Source organism: Streptomyces sp. PU-14G, from assembly GCF_041028275.1.
Lineage (GTDB): Bacteria > Actinomycetota > Actinomycetes > Streptomycetales > Streptomycetaceae > Streptomyces.
In genome coordinates this window covers 12542-33882 of sequence record NZ_JASKYT010000039.1, presented here as the reverse complement: position 1 = coordinate 33882, position 21341 = coordinate 12542, and the positions used below count along the sequence as shown (strand labels likewise).

19 protein-coding genes and 3 pseudogenes are annotated in these 21341 nt (G+C 71.1%); 16 read left to right on the top strand and 6 right to left on the bottom strand.

Features of this window, described 5'->3' with window-relative positions:
• Positions 1-504 precede the first annotated feature (504 nt).
• The 6 genes and pseudogenes from AB8Z75_RS07535 to AB8Z75_RS07510 all read left to right on the top strand — a co-directional run bounded on the left by AB8Z75_RS07535 (position 505) and on the right by AB8Z75_RS07510 (position 4749).
• A complete protein-coding gene (locus tag AB8Z75_RS07535; protein WP_369200608.1) occupies positions 505-840 on the top strand; it encodes an ArsR/SmtB family transcription factor in 336 nt (111 codons plus the stop codon).
• Positions 840-1556 (top strand): cation transporter, encoded by a 717-nt coding sequence (locus AB8Z75_RS07530; RefSeq protein ID WP_369200607.1) that lies wholly within the window; start codon positions 840-842, stop codon positions 1554-1556. The genes AB8Z75_RS07535 and AB8Z75_RS07530 overlap by 1 nt, the downstream gene beginning before the upstream one ends.
• Positions 1557-1802: 246 nt before the next feature.
• Positions 1803-2264, top strand: a complete 462-nt coding sequence (locus tag AB8Z75_RS07525; RefSeq protein ID WP_369200606.1) for a hypothetical protein — start codon at positions 1803-1805, stop codon at positions 2262-2264.
• The gene (locus AB8Z75_RS07520; RefSeq protein ID WP_369200611.1) at positions 2261-2839 is read left to right on the top strand and encodes a cytochrome P450; all 579 of its coding nucleotides are present in this window, start codon (positions 2261-2263) and stop codon (positions 2837-2839) included. The genes AB8Z75_RS07525 and AB8Z75_RS07520 overlap by 4 nt, the downstream gene beginning before the upstream one ends.
• Positions 2802-3896 (top strand): annotated as a pseudogene (locus tag AB8Z75_RS07515) (cytochrome P450); the annotation flags it as partial. The gene AB8Z75_RS07520 and the pseudogene AB8Z75_RS07515, both read left to right, overlap by 38 nt.
• Before the next feature lie 94 nt (positions 3897-3990).
• Positions 3991-4749 (top strand): condensation domain-containing protein, encoded by a 759-nt coding sequence (locus AB8Z75_RS07510; protein WP_369200610.1) that lies wholly within the window; start codon positions 3991-3993, stop codon positions 4747-4749.
• A gap of 200 nt (positions 4750-4949) precedes the next feature.
• Here the strand turns inward: AB8Z75_RS07510 and AB8Z75_RS07505 are convergent, their stop codons facing one another.
• Positions 4950-5543 carry a hypothetical protein gene (locus AB8Z75_RS07505; RefSeq protein WP_369200604.1) on the bottom strand — a complete coding sequence of 198 codons (594 nt, stop codon included), beginning with the start codon at positions 5541-5543 and terminating at the stop codon, positions 4950-4952.
• Between the two features lie 268 nt (positions 5544-5811).
• Here AB8Z75_RS07505 and AB8Z75_RS07500 point away from each other — a divergent pair.
• Positions 5812-6510, top strand: a pseudogene (locus tag AB8Z75_RS07500) (CehA/McbA family metallohydrolase); the annotation flags it as partial.
• Positions 6511-6907: 397 nt separating this feature from the next.
• On the opposite strand, the gene AB8Z75_RS07495 reads toward AB8Z75_RS07500, so the two are convergent.
• The gene (locus tag AB8Z75_RS07495) at positions 6908-9130 is read right to left on the bottom strand and encodes an FUSC family protein (protein WP_369200603.1); all 2223 of its coding nucleotides are present in this window, start codon (positions 9128-9130) and stop codon (positions 6908-6910) included.
• A gap of 145 nt (positions 9131-9275) precedes the next feature.
• On the opposite strand from AB8Z75_RS07495, the gene AB8Z75_RS07490 reads away from it, so the two are divergent.
• Positions 9276-9695 (top strand): MarR family winged helix-turn-helix transcriptional regulator, encoded by a 420-nt coding sequence (locus AB8Z75_RS07490; RefSeq protein ID WP_369200602.1) that lies wholly within the window; start codon positions 9276-9278, stop codon positions 9693-9695.
• Positions 9696-9759: 64 nt separating this feature from the next.
• Here the strand turns inward: AB8Z75_RS07490 and AB8Z75_RS07485 are convergent, their stop codons facing one another.
• Positions 9760-10017 carry an XdhC family protein gene (locus tag AB8Z75_RS07485; RefSeq protein ID WP_369200601.1) on the bottom strand — a complete coding sequence of 86 codons (258 nt, stop codon included), beginning with the start codon at positions 10015-10017 and terminating at the stop codon, positions 9760-9762.
• 166 nt (positions 10018-10183) lie between these two features.
• On the opposite strand from AB8Z75_RS07485, the gene AB8Z75_RS07480 reads away from it, so the two are divergent.
• Genes AB8Z75_RS07480 through AB8Z75_RS07465 form a run of 4 tightly spaced genes read left to right on the top strand, consistent with a single transcriptional unit; the run spans position 10184 to position 14682 of the window.
• Positions 10184-11050, top strand: coding sequence for a xanthine dehydrogenase family protein subunit M (locus AB8Z75_RS07480; protein WP_369200600.1), 867 nt, complete (start codon positions 10184-10186; stop codon positions 11048-11050).
• Positions 11047-11601 (top strand): (2Fe-2S)-binding protein, encoded by a 555-nt coding sequence (locus AB8Z75_RS07475; RefSeq protein WP_369200599.1) that lies wholly within the window; start codon positions 11047-11049, stop codon positions 11599-11601. Before AB8Z75_RS07480 ends, AB8Z75_RS07475 begins: the two co-directional genes overlap by 4 nt.
• Positions 11598-14003, top strand: a complete 2406-nt coding sequence (locus AB8Z75_RS07470; RefSeq protein ID WP_369200598.1) for a xanthine dehydrogenase family protein molybdopterin-binding subunit — start codon at positions 11598-11600, stop codon at positions 14001-14003. The genes AB8Z75_RS07475 and AB8Z75_RS07470 overlap by 4 nt, the downstream gene beginning before the upstream one ends.
• A 19-nt stretch (positions 14004-14022) precedes the next feature.
• Complete coding sequence (locus AB8Z75_RS07465; RefSeq protein ID WP_369200597.1) at positions 14023-14682, top strand: SRPBCC family protein; 660 nt, start codon at positions 14023-14025, stop codon at positions 14680-14682.
• Here AB8Z75_RS07465 and AB8Z75_RS07460 read toward each other — a convergent pair.
• Positions 14615-15499 (bottom strand): helix-turn-helix transcriptional regulator, encoded by an 885-nt coding sequence (locus AB8Z75_RS07460; RefSeq protein WP_369200596.1) that lies wholly within the window; start codon positions 15497-15499, stop codon positions 14615-14617. The genes AB8Z75_RS07465 and AB8Z75_RS07460 overlap by 68 nt on opposite strands.
• Before the next feature lie 260 nt (positions 15500-15759).
• On the opposite strand from AB8Z75_RS07460, the gene AB8Z75_RS07455 reads away from it, so the two are divergent.
• On the top strand, positions 15760-17169 hold the full coding sequence (locus tag AB8Z75_RS07455) for an MFS transporter (protein ID WP_369200609.1): 1410 nt from the start codon (positions 15760-15762) through the stop codon (positions 17167-17169).
• A 169-nt stretch (positions 17170-17338) separates the two neighbouring features.
• Here the strand turns inward: AB8Z75_RS07455 and AB8Z75_RS07450 are convergent, their stop codons facing one another.
• A complete protein-coding gene (locus AB8Z75_RS07450; protein ID WP_369200595.1) occupies positions 17339-18481 on the bottom strand; it encodes an FAD-dependent monooxygenase in 1143 nt (380 codons plus the stop codon).
• Between the two features lie 171 nt (positions 18482-18652).
• Between AB8Z75_RS07450 and AB8Z75_RS07445 the strand changes: the two genes are divergently transcribed.
• The 3 genes and pseudogenes from AB8Z75_RS07445 (at position 18653) to AB8Z75_RS07435 (ending at position 19875) form a co-directional block, all read left to right on the top strand.
• Positions 18653-18997: an ArsR/SmtB family transcription factor gene (locus AB8Z75_RS07445; protein WP_369200594.1), complete on the top strand. Its 345-nt coding sequence runs from the start codon at positions 18653-18655 to the stop codon at positions 18995-18997.
• A 176-nt stretch (positions 18998-19173) separates the two neighbouring features.
• A pseudogene (locus AB8Z75_RS07440) lies at positions 19174-19345 on the top strand (IS5/IS1182 family transposase); the annotation flags it as partial.
• 188 nt (positions 19346-19533) lie between these two features.
• On the top strand, positions 19534-19875 hold the full coding sequence (locus tag AB8Z75_RS07435; protein ID WP_369200593.1) for a PadR family transcriptional regulator: 342 nt from the start codon (positions 19534-19536) through the stop codon (positions 19873-19875).
• Here AB8Z75_RS07435 and AB8Z75_RS07430 read toward each other — a convergent pair whose 3' ends face one another.
• Positions 19876-21147, bottom strand: a complete 1272-nt coding sequence (locus AB8Z75_RS07430) for an APC family permease (protein WP_369200592.1) — start codon at positions 21145-21147, stop codon at positions 19876-19878.
• Positions 21148-21341: the final 194 nt, after the last annotated feature.

Sequence of the window (21341 nt, the reverse complement as noted above, 5' to 3'; positions counted from 1 at the left end):
GGTCCATACCCAGGCGGGCGGTCCGCCCGCCTGGGTATGGACCCCGCCGAGGAAGTGCAGAAGTCGCAGAAGGGCAAGATCGCCTACATGCCCTGACCACCCGGCGGGTGTGGCAGTGCCCCGCCGGGGGCGCTGCCACACCCGCCGCGCTGCGCACCCGCGAACGCCCCCGCGTGAAAGACCTGAGAATGCACCGGACACCGGCCGACGGGCTCGCGGTACGGCGTACTTCGATCCCTTCGATCCCGCCCTGCACACCGACCCGTACTCCCGTTACGCCTCGGGGCGCGAAGCTGCCGCCCTCTGTACGGGACCGCACGGCCTGATGGCTGGCTTTGTCCAGAACGGACGGCAGTTTGACACCGGTTCGGGAGGCATCCGGTCGCGGGGTCCGGGGCGGAATGTTCACGAGTTTCGACAGCGCCGCCTCCCAGCTCGAGAGCGTGGGCGACCCGGCAGTAATCCAGGATCCCCTGAATTCGAGATCAGATGTACTCTCATGGGGTGCTGACTGTTGCCTCCGACATCGAGGTGCTGGCCCGGTTCGGCCGCGCGCTCGCCGACCCGACCCGCTGCCGCATCCTGCTCGCCCTGCGCAACGCCCCCGCCTATCCGGCCGACCTCGCCGACGCCCTCGGCGTCTCGCGGACCCGGCTGTCGAACCACCTCGCGTGCCTGCGCGACTGCGGCCTGGTCGTCACCGTCCCCGACGGCCGCCGCACCCGCTACGAGCTCGCCGACGAACGCCTCGGCCACGCGCTGGACGACCTGCGCACCGCAGTGGTCGCCGTCGAGACCGACCGCACCTGCGTGGACGCTGACGAGAAGGGCTGCTGCTGATGACCGCGGACGTATCCATATCCCTCGGGCCGTCCCCGGCCCGCCGCGAGGTACTCGCCCGCCGGATACGGCTGCTGGTCGCCGCGACCATCACCTACAACGTCATCGAGGCGGTCGTCGCCATCACCGCCGGCACGATCGCCTCCTCCACCGCGCTGATCGGCTTCGGCCTGGACTCGGCCATCGAAGTCTCCTCCGCCGCGGCGGTCGCCTGGCAGTTCTCCGCCCGCGACCACGCGGTTCGCGAGGCACGCGAACAGCGCACCCTGCGGATCATCGCTGTCTCCTTCTTCGCGCTCGCCGCGTACGTCACTGTCGACGCCGTCCGGGCGCTGACCGGTACCGGCGAGGCGGAGCAGTCGATCCCGGGCATCGTCATCGCCGCCCTCTCCCTGGCCGTGATGCCGTTCCTGTCCGCTGCCCAGTGCAAGGCCGGCCGCGAAATCGGCTCCGCCAGCGTGGTCGCCGACTCCAAGCAGACGCTGTTGTGCACCTACCTCTCCGCCGTCCTCTTGGTCGGCCTGGTCCTCAACGCCACGCTCGGCTGGTCCTGGGCCGACCCGATCGCCGCCCTCGTCATCGCGGCCATCGCGGTGAAGGAGGGCCGCGACGCCTGGCAGGGCAAGGGTTGCTGCGCACCCACCGTCGCGGCGGCGCCATCGGCCGGCGCCAAGGCGGACGCCTGCGGCTGCCGCCCCGGCTGCGACTGTTGCTGACTTCCCCCACCCACCGAGAGGACCCCGGTCGCTACCGGGGCCCTCTCCACGTTCAGGGTTGAGCGGATGGAGGGCCTTTACCCGGGGCCGTGGTCGGCACAGGCGCCTCCGGTTCTCGTGAACATCGACTCGGCGTGGCTCGGACCGCCTCCCGAGATGGTGAACAAGTGCTGTCGGAAGTCGTGAACAAAGCCAGATGGCCGTGACCCGGCATGCGCAGGTGTCGGAAGCTTGCGGGACAACCGGTTGAGTCACGGGCCGCTCACCGCGCCGAACCGGATCTTCTCTTTCCTCAGCATGGGCCCACCCGACCACGGGCCACTATGTCGCATCGCCTCACGTCTCTTCAGCCCGCCCGCCATCAGCGCACTGGCCCCCTGGATCGTCACCCTCGTCGACGACCTGCTCGACCGCGCGCTGGAGATGCGACATGTCGACCTGCTCACCGACTTCGCCTACCCCCTCTCGCTTCGCGTGGCCTGCGGCCTGTTCGCGCTGCCCGAAGAGGAGCAGCCGTGGATCCGCGAGCAGACACCACCGATCGCCCGACTCCTCGACCCGCCCTACGCCCTCGCCGACCACGACATGGCCGCAGCTCGCTCCGCAGCCACCGGATTCGTCGCCTACCTGCATCGGAAAATCAACGACCGACGCCGGCACCCCGGCCCGGACGCGCTCAGCGCTCTGATCCGCACTGATCCGCACTGATCGCCGAAGCCGACTCCGGGCCCACGCTGACCCGCCGCGACCTGCTCCCGATGTGCACCCTCCTGCTGATGGCCGACTGCGAGACCACCGCCAACATCATCACCAACGGCGCCCTCGCCCTGCTGCGTCACCCGGACCAACTCGCCATCGCCAGGGACAGGGTCACTGGCGGACAGTTGCCCAACACGGCCATGAACGAACTGCTGCGCTATGACTCCTCGATCCAGATCACCTTTCGCACGGTGCGGCGCCCAACCGTGATCGCGGGCACGACGCTCGCCCAGGGGACCCCGGCAGCCCTGCTGATCGGGTCGGCCGATCACGACCCCCGCGTGTTCGTCCGCCCCGACCGGCTCGACATGGACCGCGCACCCAACCCGCACCTGAGCTTCGGCGCAGGCATCCACTACTGCCTCGGTGCGCCTCTCGCCCGGCTGGAAGCCTCGCTGGCCCTCGGCCGACTACTCGCCCGGACACGCGGCATCGAGCCAGCCCACAGCGCGGTCCGGCTCAAGGACATCACCGCCGCCATCCGAGATGTGCAGGCGCTGCCCGTCGCCCTCACCGCCGCCTGATACACGCCCTCGACGAAGGGATCCACCACCCACCATGGTGTCCGTCAGCCCCCAGCGACGGCAGCACCCTCCCGCTGCCCGGTCATGGCCTCACGCATGGCTGGTGACCGGCGACCCCGCGACCTGGGACGCGTCCACGGCCTTCAGAACACTGCGGGAGCAGGCACCCGTCCAACAGGTCGTACTGCCCGGAAACCTCGGCACCTGGCTGATCACCGACGCCGCCCAGGCACGTCAGGCGCTGGCCGACGCACGTCTGGCCCACGACATGCGCCGGCTTCCCGACCCCCGCATGGGCTTCGGCGGCTACCGCTACCCCGACGACATCTTCTCCGCCGAAGGACGGCACCCGCTCAACAGCGACGGCACAGCCCACCACCGTCTGCGGAATGTCCTCGCTCCTCTGCTGTCCCGCATGGCTGCGCGACGATGGAAGCCGTTCATCGCCCAGACCAGCGCCGCACTCCTCGACAGCATGGCCACAAACCGCCCGACCCGACCTGGTCACCGACTACGCCCGTCCGCTCGCCGTCCAGGCCACCGCGGCACTCCTCGGCAACCCGGCCGGAGCGCAGCACCACCTGAGCAGCCTGACCCTGGCGACGATCAGGGCCGTCGATCCCGAAGGCCCTGCCGTCCGCAGACAGCGGACCGACTGTTCGGGCTGTGGGCACACACCATCGGCGAGAAACGGCGCAAACCCGGCGACGACCTCCTCACCCATCGCATCCTCGCCCACAGCCAGGGACACCTCTCGGCAGAGGAACTCGTCTCCGTGGCCTGGGGGCTCTTCTCCGGCGGCATCTCGCCCACCACCACACTGATCGCCTCCGGAGCGATCGAAATCATGCGGAAGCCCGAACCACGCCAAGCCCTCCGCGACGAAACCGCCGCTGCCCGCCTCACCGAGGAACTGCTCCGGATCACCAGCCCCTTCCCGGCCTCCGTCTGGCGCTTCGCCCCCGACGACGTCCCCCTCGCCAACGCCGTGATCCCCCAGGGAGCGGTGGTGATGGTCGCCTTGGCCGCCGCCAACCGCGACCCGCTGCCCTTCCCCGAACCCGACACCGCGCGCCCCCCGCCGGCCCACCAGCTACAACCAGGCCGTCCACCTCGCCGCAGCCCGGTCCGCGCACGCATCGAACCAGGCGCTGACCTTCGCCATTGCCAGCAGCTTCGACCTGCCCGGCCCCATCGATCTGCCCGCCCTCGAAGCCGCCCTGCTGCACCTGGCGCAACGGCACGAGGTACTCCGTACCCGCTGCCAGCCCACCGCATGGGGCGTCTCCGTCCAGATCTGCATACCGGACGAGACACAGCTCGAACACGTCGAGACAGGGCCCCTCACCTCGCGGGCCGCCACCCGCACCCACCTGCGCCAGTTGCTCCGGCAGGTGAACCCGGTCACGGGGCCCCTGGTGGTCATGGGAGCCGTCGTCCGCGAGGACTCGACCACCGTCCATGTCGTCTACGACCACCTGGTGGCCGACGTACTGTCCGCCCCGACCACCGTCGCAGACCTCACCCGCGCGTACGAAGACTTCACCCAAGAACGCCGGCCCGACCCCATGCCCCCGGGCAGCTGCCTGGACTTCGCACACGAGGAACGCACCTACGACCAGGCACTGCGCGCACAAGACGAACAGCTCCGGCACTGGCGTGACTTCGGCACACGCGGCATGGGGTTTCTCCCCGTCTTCCCCCTCGACCTCGCCGTCCAGCCAGGCCGCCGGTACCCGCCAGCCAACCGGACCCGTAACCTGCTGCCCGCTCGCCTGACGCAGCAGCTGGAAACAGAGTGCCGCTCAACCGGCGCGGACCAGGCCAGTACTCCCACTCCGTCGGCTGGTTCGTCAACGCCGTACCCGTCGAGGTCCCCGCCCCGCGCCACGCCCCTTTCACCACTCTGATCGCCCGGCGGCGTCGTGAGCTTATCTCCTTGCACCGTCGGCAATTCCGGGTTGCTCATTCATGCATGGAATTCAGGATGCACCGAAAAGGGGAAATGCGTTCAATGGTGGCATTGCAGTCGCAGTGCATCAACACTATGCGCGCGGCGAGTGCTCGCACCCGCCGCGCGCGGAAGTTTTCCGCCTTTCTGCCTGTTGTATCAACAATTCAGGCAGTTGGCATGGCAGCCCGGGTCCTTTTGCGGCTTCGGGTAAGGCTGGACTCGGTGATGGTGAAGCCAGCAGTCGTTGTCTCCGCCATTGGGCAGAATCATCTCCGGGATCCGGTCGCAGCCGCTGACGGTTGCAGGGCTCCGGTTGTACGGGCCGAGAGACAGTTCGGGGAACCGTGCCGGGCTGATGACGTGTCCGTTGTCTTCGACGGGCTGCAGCAGCCACAGCTGCGAGAGTGAGCGGATCGAGTTGTTGTCCCTGTCGTCGGTCGGCTCCTGGAACAAGATGGGCTGGTCGATGGGCCGCTTGTGCTGGTCATTCTCGTCGACCTTGATCGCCATGACCTGCTCGCTGCCAACATTCTTGATCCGGTAGGCCACCGTACCGTCCGAGGTGAGCAGGTAGGGCTCGACCGTCCAGAGGGCGTCCTTGTCTTCCTCCTTTTTCCCGGTCAAGGTCTCTTGTGTGAGTTGGAGGTCGCCGGACTGCTTGAAGTAGCTTCCGCTGAGCCTGTGCTGGAATACGACAGGCTGCCTCAGACATGCTGTCGCGACGAGCGTGTTGACGGGATCGTAATACATGCACCCTCCCAGGGTGGTCGGTGATTTTGCGACAGAATCGTTGGTAGCGAAACGGATCGACTACCTATTTGCCGCTCTAATTCGGTTGTCCCCGACATGTGAATTGCTAACCGGGAAATTCGGGGGCGCACGGTCACTTAATCAGCGCTCATGTGATGATCATTTCTGCGCCCTGCAAGCAGCTCGAAGGGAGGCAGCGCGGGGCTTGGTGACCACTGATCTTGCAGAATGAGATCTGAGTCTGCCCTTTCGGCTGGGATAGTGCTCAGTGGTTCGACGGAACGGCTTGCCCTGCCTGCGCGTTGGCTCGACAGGACTTGACAGGACTTCAGGGAGAGAACTTTGTCGAGTTGGAGCTTCCCGTCGGCGCGGGCGGTCGGACGCAGGGCGGCCTGGTACCGCGGAGACTGCCACGTCCACTCCCTCCGTCCACTCGGACGGGGAACTCACCCCTGAGGAGTTGGCCGTTCGGGCGCGCGCCGCGGGGCTCGACTTCATCGCCACGACGGAGCACAACTCAGCCGCGGCCCCCGGCGCGTGGGGGCATCTGGCCGCCGATGACTTCTTGATCGTCCTTGGTGAGGAAGTGACCACGAAGACCGGGCACTGGCTTGCGCTGGGCATCCATCCCGGCGAAGTCGTCGACTGGAACCACCAGATCAGGGACGGACTGGTTGATAAGTGCCTCGACCAAGTACATCGAGTAGGGGGTCTGTGCGTGGCCGCGCGCCCGCACGCGCCCTACCCGTCGGGCGTCTTCATGTTTCCCTTCCGGGGCTTCGACGTGGTGGAGGTGTGGAACGGCCTGTGGGCTTCGGACCGGTCCTGGAACGCTGACAACGAGGCCGCCCTGGCGGAGTGGGGGCGGAGCCTCGCGGCAGACATCGGCACAGGCGCGTGGCGGCCCGCGATGGGCAACAGCGACACCCACTTGGAAGGGCAGATCGGCACCCCTCACACCGTCGTCTTCGCCGAGGAGCTGAGCACCGAGGCGGTCCTGGCCGGAATCCGTGCCGGCCACAGCTGCGACCCCATCCGGTCCACCCCCTCGATGCCGACTACGAGCCGTGGTCAGGCGGACGCTGCGTACACGGTCGCGCTGCTAGACTTGGCGAAGGCGCGGACGCATACGCGGCGCGGCGCGGCGCGGCGGCGACAGTTCGCCGAGTTCGATGAGCTGTCGCCGTACGGCAAGCCGCGCGGACCTGCCACAGGACGAAGGCGGGACGGCGAGCACCGGGCGCGGCCCACACGTGGCCGCGCGATGGCCGTACCGCGGCCCGGCTGCTGGTCCAGCGCATCGCACAGGGAGGCGAGGGAGACGCCGAGCGCGCCGTGTTCCCGGCTCAACGGCTCAACCGGTGCTACGAAGAACGCACGCCGCCGCCCCAGGTGCCTGACCCGTTCGCTTCGGGGACCAGGACGACGTGCGCGGTGGGTGTCGTGGTGCTGTCGGCCGTGGCGATCAGCAGGTGGCGGCCGGCCCGGGCCGGGTGGAGGACGTAGCGGCCCTGACTGTCGGTGTAGGCCACGTCCGCCTGAGTGCCGGCCGGATCTATCAGGGCCACCGGGATGTGGGGCAGCGGGTTGCCGATGCTGTTGCGTAGTTGTCCGTGTATCAGGTTGTCGCCGGTGGGCAGGGGCAGTCCGTCGCCCAGCGCCGCGCGCAGTCGCCGGGCGGCGTCCCGGGCTTCCGGGGTTGCCCAGTCGGCGGGCAGGCCACCGGGCGGGGGCGGGGTCCCGTGTGCTGCCGCCTCGGCGAGGGTGTTCATGGCCTGGGCGGCACGGGCCCGATCGGTCGCGGACAGCGGCCGGGCGGCCAGCTGGAAACCGAGGTCTTGCAGGGCGAGGAAGGCGGGCCGCAGGGCGAGTGCCCCCTGCGGGGGTCGGATGTCACCGAGCACTTGGCGAAAGGCGTTGCCGGTGTTCTGCACAGCGGTGAGTACGGTGCGCCGCCGGATGCGCTCGGCATGCGGGCCGGAGGCCTCGGTGGTCAGGGCTCGGATGGATGCGGCCAGTTGCCCGCGTAGCAGGACGGGATCCGGACGCCGCCACAGTGCGAGTACGGTCAGGACGGCTACCGCGCAGCCGAGGGCGGTGGTCAGCAGTCGATCGTCGAGCATGGGCAGGTAGGGGCCGGTGCCGCCATAGGACAGGGGCAGGACGCCCGGAGTGAGCACCGTCATGGCGAGAGCTGAGTTCTTGGCCAGGAACGGCTGGGCGAGACCGACCAGGATCGGGGCGAGCAGCACCACCGTGAGTTCGGCGGGGTGCGGGGCGAGGACCGCTGCGGTGGCGCCCAGTCCGAGTAGGGTGCCCAGGCAGCGCTGCACCGCGCGGTTGACGGTGCCGATGCTGCCGGGCGCGAGCACGACCGAGCCCGCCGCGATCATGGCCCAGTCCGGCCGGGTCAGCCCGGCCAGGTGGGCGAGCCCACCGGCTGCCAGTACTGCGCCGCCGGTTCGCATCGCGTACCGCCAGGCGTATGAGTGCCCCCGGGCTCCGGCGCCCAGGGCTGCCCACAGGGACGGGTAGCGGGCGCTGTCCACTGGGTGGTGCCCGGCGGGTGTGGGGGCGTCCAAGGACCGTCGGGCGTCGGCGAGTGCTTGGTGCAGACGTGCTGTCGCGTCGGTCGGCGCGCTGACCTGGGAGGCAGGCACCCGGTCGCCGCCCTGGGAGGCAGGTACCTGGTCGCCGCCGTGGGAGGTAGGCACCGGGTCACTGTCCTGGGAGGCAGGCACCGGGTCACTGTCCTGGAGCGAGGCTTGTGTCGGCCTCAACGGGCCGCGCCGGGCCTGCTGTGCCAAGCGCTGTGCCGTGTCGGAGGCGGCGGCGTGCCAGGTGTTCAGCGTGGACCGGTGTGTGGTGCGCGGCAGCGCTCCGGCGGCTGCCACTGCGGTGGCTGCGTACTGGCAGAGGTCCACCAGGCGTTGCCATTCTCCGCTGCGCCGCGTCCCGTTGGTGGCTCCGCGGCGAACGGCCTCCCAGGCCGCGTCCAGGTCGGTGACCGCAGCGTGGCGGGCGGCTTCCCGCTCGCCATCCGCAGCCGTGATGAGGGCTGCGAGGGAGTGGTAGGCGCGGGCTGCCGCTCGGTATTCGGCGGCTCGCCCCACGGCCAGCGTCTCCAAGATGTTGATCAGCAAGCCGGCGGCGGCTCCGGCTGTGACCCAGCCGAGCAGGGGCGGCAATTGGCCGGTCGTCACCGGGACTGTGCTGCACAAGGTGTAGGCGAGCAGATAGAGAAAGCCCCCTGGCGGCGCGGCCCGGAGGGTCAGGCAGAGGTAGTAGCAGCCGGTGGTGAGCGCCGCGCCTGTGCCGATCAATGCCCATGGGGAGGCGTGCCAGGCGGAGAGTGAGAAGCCGGCCATGGCCGACAGGACGAGGGCGACGCCCGCGACGGGGGTCAGCCGTCGGCGGTGGGCCCCGGGCATGTGCTGTTCCAGCATCACGTTCCAGCTGCCGATGAAGGCGGCCAGCCCGGCGGTGAGTCCTGCGGCCTCGTACCCGCCGATGAAGACCGCGGCGCCTGACGCGGCCACCAGCAGTGCCTGGCCCCACCGCCACGGGCCCGGATTCAGGGCCAGCACGCCGCGGAGCGTGAATCGGCCCACCGGCGGCGCCTGGAGGCTGTGGTGGCCTCGACCAGTCAGCGAGATCGCCCCCCAACTATAAGGAACCTTACTTAGGTAAGCCTAACACCTCTGTTGCGGGGGAGCTGGTTAGGCTGCCGCCATGCGGCAAAGCGATGTGGGAACGAGTGACGCCTGGCGGGCGGGGGTGCTCTTGCGCCAGGTTCACCAGCGCAAGCATCAGGCGATCGACGCAGCGCTGGCGCCACGCGGCACCTCCATGTCGCAGTACGTGGTGCTGCTGGCGATCGCCGAGCACCCGGACGCCTCTTCGCACGAGGTGGCGGCGCACACCGCGCAGACGGACCAGTCGGTGGGCGCCATGCTGCGCCGGCTGGTGGACGATGGACTCGTGGAGCGGACGCACGGCAACGGGCGGCTCTATCGGCACCGGCTCAGCGCGCGCGGGCGCGAGCTGGTGGAGCGCTGCGAGGGCCCGGTGCGCACGGTGCTCGCCGAGGAGTTCTCCGCGTTGGGCGCCGAGGAAGTGGCACAGCTCAGGGAGCTGCTGGAGAGGCTGTGACCTGCGTCCCGCCCCGGGTCTCCCCGGGTGGATCGGGGTCGGGGTGTGCACACCTGAACGGCTCTCAGCGCCTGTGTCGGGCCGGGGTGTGCTCGGCGGCTACCCATGGCACCGACGTAGCCAGCCCGTGAGCGCAGCGCCTGGAGCAGGGCGGGGACGTCGAACTCGGGGCCGTGTGGCCCGACTGCGCGGTACCGCAGAACTCGTACCCCTGTGTGCCGACCGGCCGCGGCGCGGACCCCCAGTATGCCACCACCGTGGCCAGGACACAGGCGGTGCCGTGGCGATGCCAGGCGATGACCTGGTCGAGGACGTTCCGCATGATCGGCTCCCTCCGCGTCGTCGCGGCGTCAACCCCTGACCGGAGGCCAACCGGGGGTTGACAGCATCGCCGTTCCGGGCATCTCCTGTCTAAGGCTCCTTATAGTTTAGCGCTTAGCCATTTCATGCGGGGCCGACCGGCCCGAGCAGGAGGATCAGGTGGTGCAATGAAACCCGGCCCCTTCGACTACCTCGCACCGACGACACTGACCGAGGCGCTGCGGCTGCTCTCCGACCCCGAGCGGGACAGCAAGGTGCTGGCCGGCGGCCAGTCACTGATCCCGATGCTCAGCATGCGTTTGGCCCGCTCCGAGCTGCTGGTCGACATCACCCGCATCGCCGAGCTGGACCGGCTGGACGTGGACACGGACGGGGCACTGCACATCGGTGCCGCAGTGCGGCAGTCCGCGGTGGCCGCCGACCCTGCGGTCCGCGCCGGATGGCCGCTGCTCGCGGCGGCCATCGAGCAGATCGGACACCCCCAGCTCCGCAACCGCGGAACCGTCTGCGGCAGCCTGGTGCACCATGACCCGGCCGCCGAACTTCCCGCGGCGGCACAGGCACTTGACGCGCGCTTCACCGTTGCCCGGATGGACGGCAGGCGGAGCGTTGCGGCCGGGGACTTCTTCCTCAGCACCTTCGCCACCGCTGTGGAGCCGGAGGAGATCGTCACCGAGACAGTCATCCCGCCTCTTCCCGCGGGGACGGGCTGGGCCTTCTGCGAACTCGCCCAGCGTCGCGGCGACTTCGCCGCGGTCGGCCTCGCCGTACTGCTGCGGGCCGAGGGCGCCGCGGTCGGCTCCGCGCGCATCGTCTACTGCGGTGTCGGCAGCACCCCGGTACGCGTGCCGGAGGCCGAAGGCGCCCTGACTGGCCAGGAGTTCGGCGACACGGCAGTGGCGGACGCGGCACGGGCGGTCAGCTCCGTCCTCGACCCGCCCGGGGACGTACACGCCAGCGGCCAGTGGCGGCGGGAGGCAACGGAGGTCCTGCTCGTCCGGGCCCTCACGGAAGCATGGGAGCGCACCGCATGAACACCCCTGCCAGCCCTGCCAGCCATCGCCGAGCCGAGCAGCCACCGCTGCCGGAGCCCACGGCGTGGCATGAGATCCACCTCACCGTCAACGGCGATCCGGTCGTCGCCCAAGTGGAGTCGCGGCTGCTGCTCAGCGACTTCCTGCGGCAGCGGCTGGGCCTGACGGGCACGCACGTCGGCTGTGAGCACGGCGTCTGCGGGGCCTGTACGGTGCTGATGGACCGCGTCCCGGTCCGTTCCTGTCTCACCCTCGCGGTGCAGGCCGCCGGCGCCGAGGTGCGCACCGTGGAGGGTCTCGCCGAGGACGGCGAGCCGCTCGGGCCGGTGCAGCGCGCCTTCCACGAGCAACACGGCATGCAGTGCGGTTTCTGCACCCCCGGCTTCGTGATGACCTGCACCGCCCTGACCGAGCGGGCCGAGCGCCCGGACGAGGAGACGGTGGCCGACGAGCTCAGCGGCCACCTGTGCCGGTGCACCGGCTACCAGAACATCCGCGCCGCGGTGCGCCAAGCGCTCGACGAGAGCTTCGGCCCCCAGGAGGCACGATGAACATCCCCCACAGCGACGCCCCTCACGGCGACTCCCCCCACGGCGACACCCCGCACGGCGGAGCATCCGACGGTCCCTGGATCGGTCGCGGCCTGCCCCGCGTCGAGGACGAACGCCTGCTGCGCGGGCACGGCCGCTATGTCGACGACATCCGGCTCCCGGGCACGCTGGAGGCGGCCTTCCTGCGCAGTCCGCACGCGCACGCCAGGATCACCCGGATCGACGCGGAGGCCGCCCGCGCCATGCCCGGTGTACGCGCCGTCTACACCGCCGCCGAGACCGCCGCGCTCCCGCCGGTCGTCAACGAGGCCGAACTGCGGGTCCCCGAGCCCCTCGCGCTGGCGCTGAACCCGCTCGTGCGCAAGCTGCCCTACCCCGTGCTCGCCGACGGACGCGTCACCTTCTGCGGCCAGCCGGTGGCCATGGTGATCGCGGAGAGCCGCTACCTCGCCGAGGACGCGCTGGAGGCCATCGAGGTCGACTACACACCCCTGCCGGTGGTGGTCGACCCGGACGAGGCGCTGCTTCCCGGTGCCCCACTGATCGAGGAAAGCTGGGGAGACAACCTGGCGCTGGAGGCCGCCACCTCGGTCGGCGACGCGGACGCGGCATTCGCCGGCGCCGCCGTGGTGGTCGAGGAGGAGTTCCACGCCCACCGCTATGTCGCCTCCCCCATCGAGACCCGGGCCGTGCAGGCCGCTCCGGGCGCGTACGACGGGCGCATGACGGTGTGGTCCAACACCCAGACCCCGCACCGGCTGCGCGACCACCTCGCCCGGGCACTGCGGCTGGCCGCCGAGGCCGTGCACGTGATCGCGGCAGACGTCGGCGGCGGCTTCGGCCAGAAGGGCATCATCTACGCCGAAGAGGTCCTCATCCCCTACGCCGCACACGAGTCGGGTGTGCCCGTGCTGTGGCGGGAGGACCGCAACGAGAACCTCACCGCGGCCTCCCACGCCCGCGAGCAGGTGCACCGGATCGCGCTCGCCGCCGACGCCGACGGAAAGCTCCTCGGCCTGCGCGACGACTTCGTGGTCAACTTCGGTGCGGCCACCTTCACCGGACTGGTCGTGCCCTACAACTCGGTCGTCCACCTGCTCGGCCCCTACCGGGTGCCGAACGTGGACATACAGGTCCGCGCAGCCCTCACCAACACCGCGCCCACCTCCCCTTACCGCGGCGCCGGCCGCCCGGAGGCCGTCTTCGCCATGGAGCGGGCCCTGGACCGGCTGGCCCGGAAACTCGGCATGGAACCGGCCGAGCTGCGCGCCCGGAACCTGATCACCCCCCGGGAGCTGCCCTACCGCACCGGGCTGCTCGACCGAGCCGGCGACCCCCAGGAGTACGACTCCGGCGACTTCCCGGAACTGCTGCGCCGGGCCGTGGAGATGGCCGACCTGCCCGGGGTGCGCAAGCGCCAGGCCGAGACCGCGGCGGCGGGCTCGGACCACCGGGTCGGCGTCGGCTTCGCGGTCTATCTGGAGGCCACCGGTCTCGGCCCGTTCGAGTCAGCGCGCGCCTCGGTACTGCCCGACGGGCGGGTACGGATCGCCCTGGGCACCCCCTCGCAGGGGCAGGGCCACCGCACCAGCATGGCCCAGATCGCCGCGGACGCGATCGGCGTCCCCTTCGCCGCCATCGACGTGGTCGGCGGCGACACCGACACCGTGCCGCACGGGGTGGGCACCATCGCCTCACGCGCCCTGGTCACCGCGGGCAACGCCACCCATCTGGCCGGGCTCCGGCTCCGCGAGCGCATCCTGGCCGCGGCGGCCGACCGACTCGGCGTCCCCGCCGGAGAGCTGACCTTTGACGAGAGCGCCGTCCAGCACTCCGGATCCGGCGTCCGCGTCGGCCTGGCGCAGCTCGTCTCCGACGGCCGCGAGCTCAGCGAGACCGCCTACTTCCGCCCGCCCGGCTTCACCTTCTCCAGCGGGGCCAGCGCCGTCGTGGTGAACGTCGACACCGCCACCGGGCACGTCGCCATCGAAAAGTACGCGGTGACCCACGACGCCGGACGCCTCGTCAACCCCGTGATCGCACACGGACAGGTAGCCGGCGGCATCGCGCAGGGCATCGCCGGGGCCCTGTACGAGGAGATGCGCTACGGCCCGGACGGCCAGCCCGCCACCACCACCTACATGGACTACCTCGTCCCCACCTCCGCCGAGATCCCCGACGTGCAACTGGCCGAGATCACCACACCGAGCACGCTCAACGCACTCGGGGTCAAGGGGCTCGGCGAGGGAGGAGCCATCGCCCCGCAAGCCGCCATCGCCAACGCCGTCGAGGACGCGCTCGCTCCGTTCGGCGTGGTGGTACGGCGCGGTCCGCTCACTCCGGACCGCATCCGTGACCTCCTGCGCCAGGCATCCCGCGCCACCACATCGCCCACCGTCTGAACACCCTGGGAGGACCACCGTGCAACTCGAGAACCACTTCACCGTCCCGGTCCCGCTCGGCGACACCTGGAAACTCTTCCAGGACATCGGCGCCGTCGCCCCGTGCATGCCCGGCGCGGTCCTGGACACGGTCGAGGACGACAGCTTCACCGGCCGGGTCAAGGTAAAGGTCGGCGCCGTCCAGATGAGCTACCGCGGCCAGGGCACCGTCAGCCGTGACGAGACCGAGCACACCGTCACCCTCGACCTCAGCGGCAGCGAGACCCGCGGAGCCGGAACCGCCGCGGCCAAGGTCACCGCCCAGCTCGCCCCTGACGGGGACCACACCCAGGTCACCGTCCGCACCGACCTCGACCTGACCGGCCGGCCCGCCCAGTTCGGCCGCGGCATCCTCGCCGACGTCGCCGACCGCCTCGTCCAGCAGTTCGCCGCCAAGCTCGCCGAATACCTCAGCACGCGTCAACCGGCAGGCGACGGGGGCGACACCACTCCGGCAGGGGTGAACGCCTCCGCCACCGCCGGACCCGCGCCGTCCGAGCCCGAAGCCCTGGAACTGGGCGCCGCGGTGCTCCCCGTCCTCGCCAAGCGCGCCGCCAAGCCCGCCGCGGCCCTCACCGGCGCCGGCCTGCTGATCTGGCTCCTGACACGTATGCTCCGTCGCTCCGCCCGCGCCGACTGATCCGCGCGATCCGGTACTGCTCGCCGAGGGGATCGAGCGGATCGAGCGGGCCGGATGGGAGGCCGCCGTCCAGGTAGCGCCGGGGACTGGTGCCGACGGTGCGACGGAACGCGGCCAGGAAGGCGCTGGCCGTGGCGTAGCCCACGGCGTGCGCGGCGTGGGAGACGGAGTGGCCCTCGGCGAGCAGCGGGAGCGCCGCGCGCAGCCGCATGTGGGTCCGCCAGGTCTCGAAGCTCATGCCGGTGTCCCGCACGAACAGCCGGGTCAGGGTGCGCCGGCTGGCTCCCGCGGCCCGCGCGTGGGCGTCCAGGCTCCGGGGGTCCGCGGGGTCGGCGAGGAGGGCTTCCGTCACGACGCGGACCCGCGGGTCGGTCGGGTGCGGTACGTCGATGGGGGTGGCGGGCAACGGGTGCAGCAGGTCCAGCACGACGGCCTCGGCCCGCAGCCGGGCGCCGTCGGCCAGGTCCGTCCGGGCGAGGTGGGCGATCAGGTGGGCGAGCAGCCCGTCGACGCCGACCGGTGTGGGCTCTGCCCAGTCCAGTCCGCAGCGTTCGGGTTCGAGGTAGAGGCTGCACAGCACCGCGTCCCGGGTGGCGCCTGTCCGGTGGACGACACCGGCCGGCAGCCACAGCGCGCGGGTCGGCGGCAGCACCCAGTGGGCGTCGCCCACGGCCACGCCGAGTACGCCGCGCCGAGTCCAGGCCAACTGGTGCTGCGGATGGCTGTGCGGCTCCAGCCACTGTCCGGGGGACAGCGGGAAGTGTCCGACGACGATCGCCCCCACCCCGGGCGGGACGGCACCCACGACTGCGTTCATACCGCCAACGTATGTCCCCAAGCCGACATGATCTGGCCCCGTCGCGGATAGTGGCCGGGCAGGGCCGTTACTTAGCGTTGCCGCATGCTGGTTTCCCCGTCGTACACCCACCAGGCGAGCCCGTCCGTGCCGCCGGCCGGAGCCGCATCATGACGCCACCGCCACCGCCACCGCCACCCTCACCGCCACCGTCACCCTCACCCTCACCGCCACCGGCGCCGCCGCTCCCGCTCTCCGGCCGCCGTGGCGCCGCGCTCGTCGTGCTGTGCTGCGTGCAGTTCATGCTCGTCCTGGACGACAACGTGGTGAGCGTCGCGCTGCCGAGCGTCCGGGACGACCTCGGGTTCGGTACCGCGGGTCTCGCCTGGGTCGTGAACGCCTACTTCCTCGCGTTCGGTGGACTGCTGCTCCTGTTCGGCCGCGCCGCCGACCTGTTGGGGCGTCGCCGCGTGTTCTGGTGCGGAGTGCTGCTGTTCGGCGCCGCGAGTACGGTCTGCGGGCTCGCCCAGGAACCCTGGCACCTGGTGGCGGGACGGTTCGTCCAGGGCGCGGGCGCGGCGATGGCGTCTCCTGCCGCCCTGTCGCTGATCACCCTGCTGTTCCCGGCCCCGGCGGAGCGCGCCAGGGCGCTGGGCGTGTGGGGCGGTATCGCCGCGCTGGGCGGCACGTCGGGGTTGCTGATCTCCGGTGCGCTGACCGGTTTGGCATCGTGGCGCTGGATCTTCCTGATCAACGTGCCGGTGGCGGTCGCCGCCGCGGTGCTGCTGCCGCGTCTGGTGGCCGAGAGCCGGGCCACCCGTACGGCGCGACTGGACGTCCCCGGTGCGCTGCTGGGCACCGGCGCCGTCTGCTGTCTGGTCCACGGTGTGCTGCGGGCGGGTGCCACCGGCTGGGGCGATCCCGTTGCCGGTGCCGGCTTGCTCCTGGCCCTGGTTCTGGCAGCCGTCTTCGTCATGGTCGAGAGGCAGCGGAGCGAACCGTTGGTTCCGCTGCCCTTCATCGCCTCCCGCACCCGTGCGGGGGCGAATGGCCTGACCCTGCTGTTCTCCGCGGCGTTCTACGCCATGGCCTTCCTGTTGATGATCCAGCTCCAGACCGAGCTCGGTTACGGTCCGCTCCGGGCGGGTGTCGCCTACCTGCCCTACTGCGCGGGCATCCTCGTCGGAATGTGGCTCTCCTCCCGCGCGGTGGCCCGGCTCGGGACGCGTGCCACTCTCTTCGTCGCGTTCCCGGTCAGCGCGGCCGGGCTCCTCCTGCTGTCGGGGGTGAGTGCCGACGACGCGTACGCGTCCGGGGTCCTGCCCGGCATGCTCGTCACCAGCCTGGGGTGCGGCCTGAGCCTCCCCACGCTCACCGTCGCCGCACTCGACGGCACCACGGAGGAGGACGCGGGCCTGGGGTCGGCCGTGCTCAGCACCGTCCAACAGGTCGGCGGCGCCCTGGGGGTGGCGTCACTCGTCGCCCTGGCCGCGCACCACGGCAGCGCGACGGCAGGGTTCTCGGCCGCGCTCACCGTCGCCGCCGTTCTCCTCACGCTCGCGGCCGTCCTCGGTGTGCCCTTGCTCGCGCGCCGGCCGGTGGACGCCACCCGGGACACCCGGCACCCGCTGCCGGCCGACCCGCATACTCCGATTTCCGGGGGCATGAGTGGGGATGCGGGAGACCGGTAGTACCTGCCGCGGGTTCGGCGGGACGGCAAGGACATCCGCCACTGAGCCTTTCCCCACCTCAGGTTGAGGCGTGACGAAGGACGGGGATGGTCTTCACGATGGCGCCGACCCGGTTGGGAGCTACAGGGGAGCTGCGCACCGGCCGGTGACCGGTCGGTGCGGGCTCGGTCTACCGGTTCGCGGCTTCGCGAGAGGCGATCCGGTTCGTGCGACCGACCGCGCGGCCCACCGCGTTGCGCACCGCGAGGCCCGGCCCGGTGCGGGGCACCATGAGCCTGGAGAGCAGACCGACGCGTCGCTGTCGCGGACCTACCTCACGGCGGAGACGGGACTCGTAGGCGGCGAAGGCGCGGGCGTGGTCACCGGGTTGGGCGGCGAGCTCTTCCGCGAGGGCGTACGCGCCCGCCATTGCCATGCTGGACCCGTCGCCCAGCAGGGCTGTCGCCGCCGCCGCGTCCCCGAGCAGTACGACCCGTCCGCGGGACCACGAGGGCACCCGGACGGTGGTCAGGGGGTCGAAGAACGGAGCCGGGTGGTCGAGGAAGGCTGCCACGAGTTCCGGTGCCCGCCACCGCACGTCGGCGTAGGCGTCGGCCACGGTCTGCTTGTGAAGGGCGATGTTCTTGCGGTCGCGGGGCGCCGACTGTGCGGCCCGGAAGGTGAAGATCGCGAGCGGGGTGATCCGCGAGGGGTGGAGGACCAGCATCCGGTTCGGCACGGTCAGCATCGTCATCTCGGTCGGGTCCTCGATGGCGTCGGGTTCCAGCGGGACGGTCGCGCCGTACAGGCCCAGGTCACTCGCGAACTGCCGCTCGGGGCCGAATACCAGGCGCCGTACGGTGGAGTGCATCCCGTCGGCACCGACGACCAAGTCGAAGCGCCGTGGCGCGGACCGCCGGAAGGTGACGTCCACCCCGCCTTCGTCCTGGTCGAGAGCGGTGACCGTGTCGTCGAACAAGAACTCGGCCTCGGTCTGCGCCGACCGGTGCAGTACCTCGGACAGGTCGGCTCGGGTCACCTCGACCGTCGGCGCCTTGTCCGAGGTGAGTGGGGACCGCAGGATTCGCCTGCCGGCGGGGTCGAGCAGGGTCAGCGACCGATTGCGGGTGGCGAGCTCGCGGAGCTGCGGGAGGATGCCCATGCGCTCGGCGACCGGGATCGCGGGCCCCTTCACGACGATCGCGCTGCCACCGGAGCGCAGCTGCCGGGCGTGTTCGACGACCGTCGGCCGGTATCCATTCCGGGAGAGCCAGTAGGCGAGTGCGGGCCCTGCGATTCCGGCACCGACTATCAGCACCTTGGGCTTCTTCATGACGATGACCTCTCGGAGTGTCGATGACCAGGTCCCCGGCGAGTGCCGGGGCCGGGCCTGAGGGAGCGGCGGCACGGGGCAGCGCACCCCCGGCAAGGTACGAAGGATTTCGTACCTCAGCACAGCATGCCCTTCAGGTACGATGCAAGTCATACCTGAAGGAGGTGCGGCGTGGCCGGGAGGAACCTGGTCGGCCCGGAGGCCGATGCGCTCGATCTGGGTGCGGTGTTTCGCGCCCTCGCCGACGAGCACCGTCGTTCGGTGATGACGGAGTTGGCCGCCGACCGCAGCGACAGCGAGCGGGGCTGCAACTCGTTCGATCTTCCGATCTCGAAGCAGACCCAGACCCACCACTTCCGAGTCCTGCGCGAGGCAGGTCTCATTGACGAGATCGACTACGGCAACCGCAAGGGCATCCGACTACGACGCGCGGACATCGAGAAGAGATTCCCCGGGCTGCTCACGCTCCTGGGCTCAGAGTCCCCGGGCGGTACTGCCCTCGCTGAGCACAGCTGAGCACACCGGAGGGGAGTCCGAGTCGAGCCGCGAGCTCGGCCGCGTCCAGCCCGCGCCCGGCTCGCAGGGAGCCGGGCACGACGCGGGCACGCATGGATCGGTGTCGCTTCGACCACCGTCCCGCGCTCGTGATCGGCGCCGAACTCTTCCGCACGCCCCCTCACGCCCACACCCCAATTCCCTACTGGGGGCGCGGGGAGACTCTCTCCCCGGGTCAGCGGGCCGCCAACTGCTCACACGCGAAGATCCGTGCACTCGTCGAACAGGCCATCGCCCCTCATGCGCGAACTGCGATGCACTACCAGCCGTGTCACCGGCCTCGTCCAGGCCGCCCTCACCCTGCACCTGACATGCACGATCCGAGGTTGGAGAAGGCTCACTGGCTCACCCTCAGCGGCCCGGTCGGCGGCGAGGCGACCGGAGGCAGCGTGACCGCCGCGCAGCCTCTGCCGCGTCGGCGCGGGAACCGCCTCTCCCAAGGCCCGTCGTAGGATCGGATGCCGATATCGGGTTCGACATCGCGGGAGGTAGGTGCGGTGCGGGAGTTCCAGCGCGGCGCGGTGCGGCTGCACATTCTGCATCACGCGGCCGAGGAAGAGGTCCACGGTGCGTGGATGACCGAGGAACTGGCCCGCCATGGCTACCAGATCAGCCCCGGCACCCTGTATCCCGCCCTGCACCGGCTGGAGGCGGAGGGTCTCCTGGTCTCCGAGCAGCGCGTGGTCGACGGCCGCACCCGCCGCGTCTACAAGGCGACCGAGCCCGGCAGGAAAGCCCTCGCCGAGGATCGCGAAGCGCTCAGAGAGCTGGCCCGCGAAGTCCTCGGCGACGAGGCCCCGCAGGCCGGACGTCCGCAGGACGACCGCTCAACGCCTTGATCAGCCACGCGTGGCCACCACCCGGCGTACCGCGTAGGCGAGGGCCCCGAGAGCCAGGACCGCGGCTCCCGTCGTGACCGCGGACGCGGGGAGCGCGAAGGCCAGGACGAGGCAGCCCGCCAGCCCGAGGACAGGAACGCCCCGCGGCGGACGGCCCTCCTGAGGCGTAAGGGTGAGGGCGGAGGCGTTGGCGACGGCGTAGTAGACCAGAACTCCGAAGGAGGAGAAGCCGATCGCCCCGCGCACGTCCACGGCCGCGGCGAGGACGGCCACCACCGCGCCGACGACGAGCTCTGCACGGTGCGGCACCTCGGACTTCGGGTGCACGGCGGCCAGCGCGTGCGGCAGGTGGCGGTCGCGAGCCATGGCCAGGGTGGTGCGGGAGACGCCGAGGACCAAGGCCAGCAGCGAGCCGAGCGCCGCCACGGCAGCGCCCACCCGCACGACAGGCGCGAGCCGGCCGGTGCCCGCGGCGCGCACGGCGTCCGACAGCGGCGCAGTGGCCTCGGCCAGACCGCCGGGGCCGAGGACCGTGAGTGCGGAGACGGCGACGGCGGCGTAGACGACGAGGGCGATGCCGAGGGCGAGGGGTACGGCCCGGGGGATCGTGCGCTGCGGGTCGCGGACCTCCTCGCCCAGGGTGGCGATGCGCGCGTATCCGGCGAAGGCGAAGAAGAGCAGGCCCGCAGCCTGGAGCACGCCGCCGAAGGTGGCGTCGCCCCCGGGCTTCAGGCGGCCCGCGTCCGCGGCGGAGGAGGTGAGGGCAGCGGTCACCGTGGCGGCCAGCACCGCCAGGACGACGGCCACGATGGCCCGCGTGAGCCAGGCCGACTTGTGCACTCCGGCGTAGTTGACCGCGGTCAGCGCCACCACCGCGGCGACGGCGACCGCATGGGCCTGGCCGGGCCACACGTATGAGCCGACCGTAAGGGCCATCGCCGCGCAGGAGGCGGTCTTGCCGACCACGAACCCCCACCCCGCCAGGTAGCCCCAGAAGTCGCCCAGGCGTTCACGGCCGTAGACGTAGGTGCCACCCGAGGCGGGATAGCGGGCGGCGAGCCGCGCGGACGAGGTGGCGTTGCAGTAGGCGACCACGGCGGCCACGGCCAGACCGATCAGCAACCCGGAACCGGCCGCCCGGGCGGCCGGAGCGAGGGCGGCGAAGATCCCCGCGCCGAGCATCGACCCCAGGCCGATCACGACGGCGTCCGACACCCCCAGCCGTCGACGCAGCTCATCCGGGCTTCCGGCGGCGCTCGGCGGCCTGCTCATGACTCACTCCCCTGCGGGCACGGACCAACGGAACGCGATATCGGCTCACGATACGGGACCGTCGGGCTGCCGCCGAGAGCTCCTCTGCCGCGGACACACGCATGGCGACGCTCGCGCGCAGCGACTCCCCCGCGTGCTGTCAGGCACCCCCGGTGCCTGACAGCACCGCATGCTCCGCGCACACCGCTGCCCCG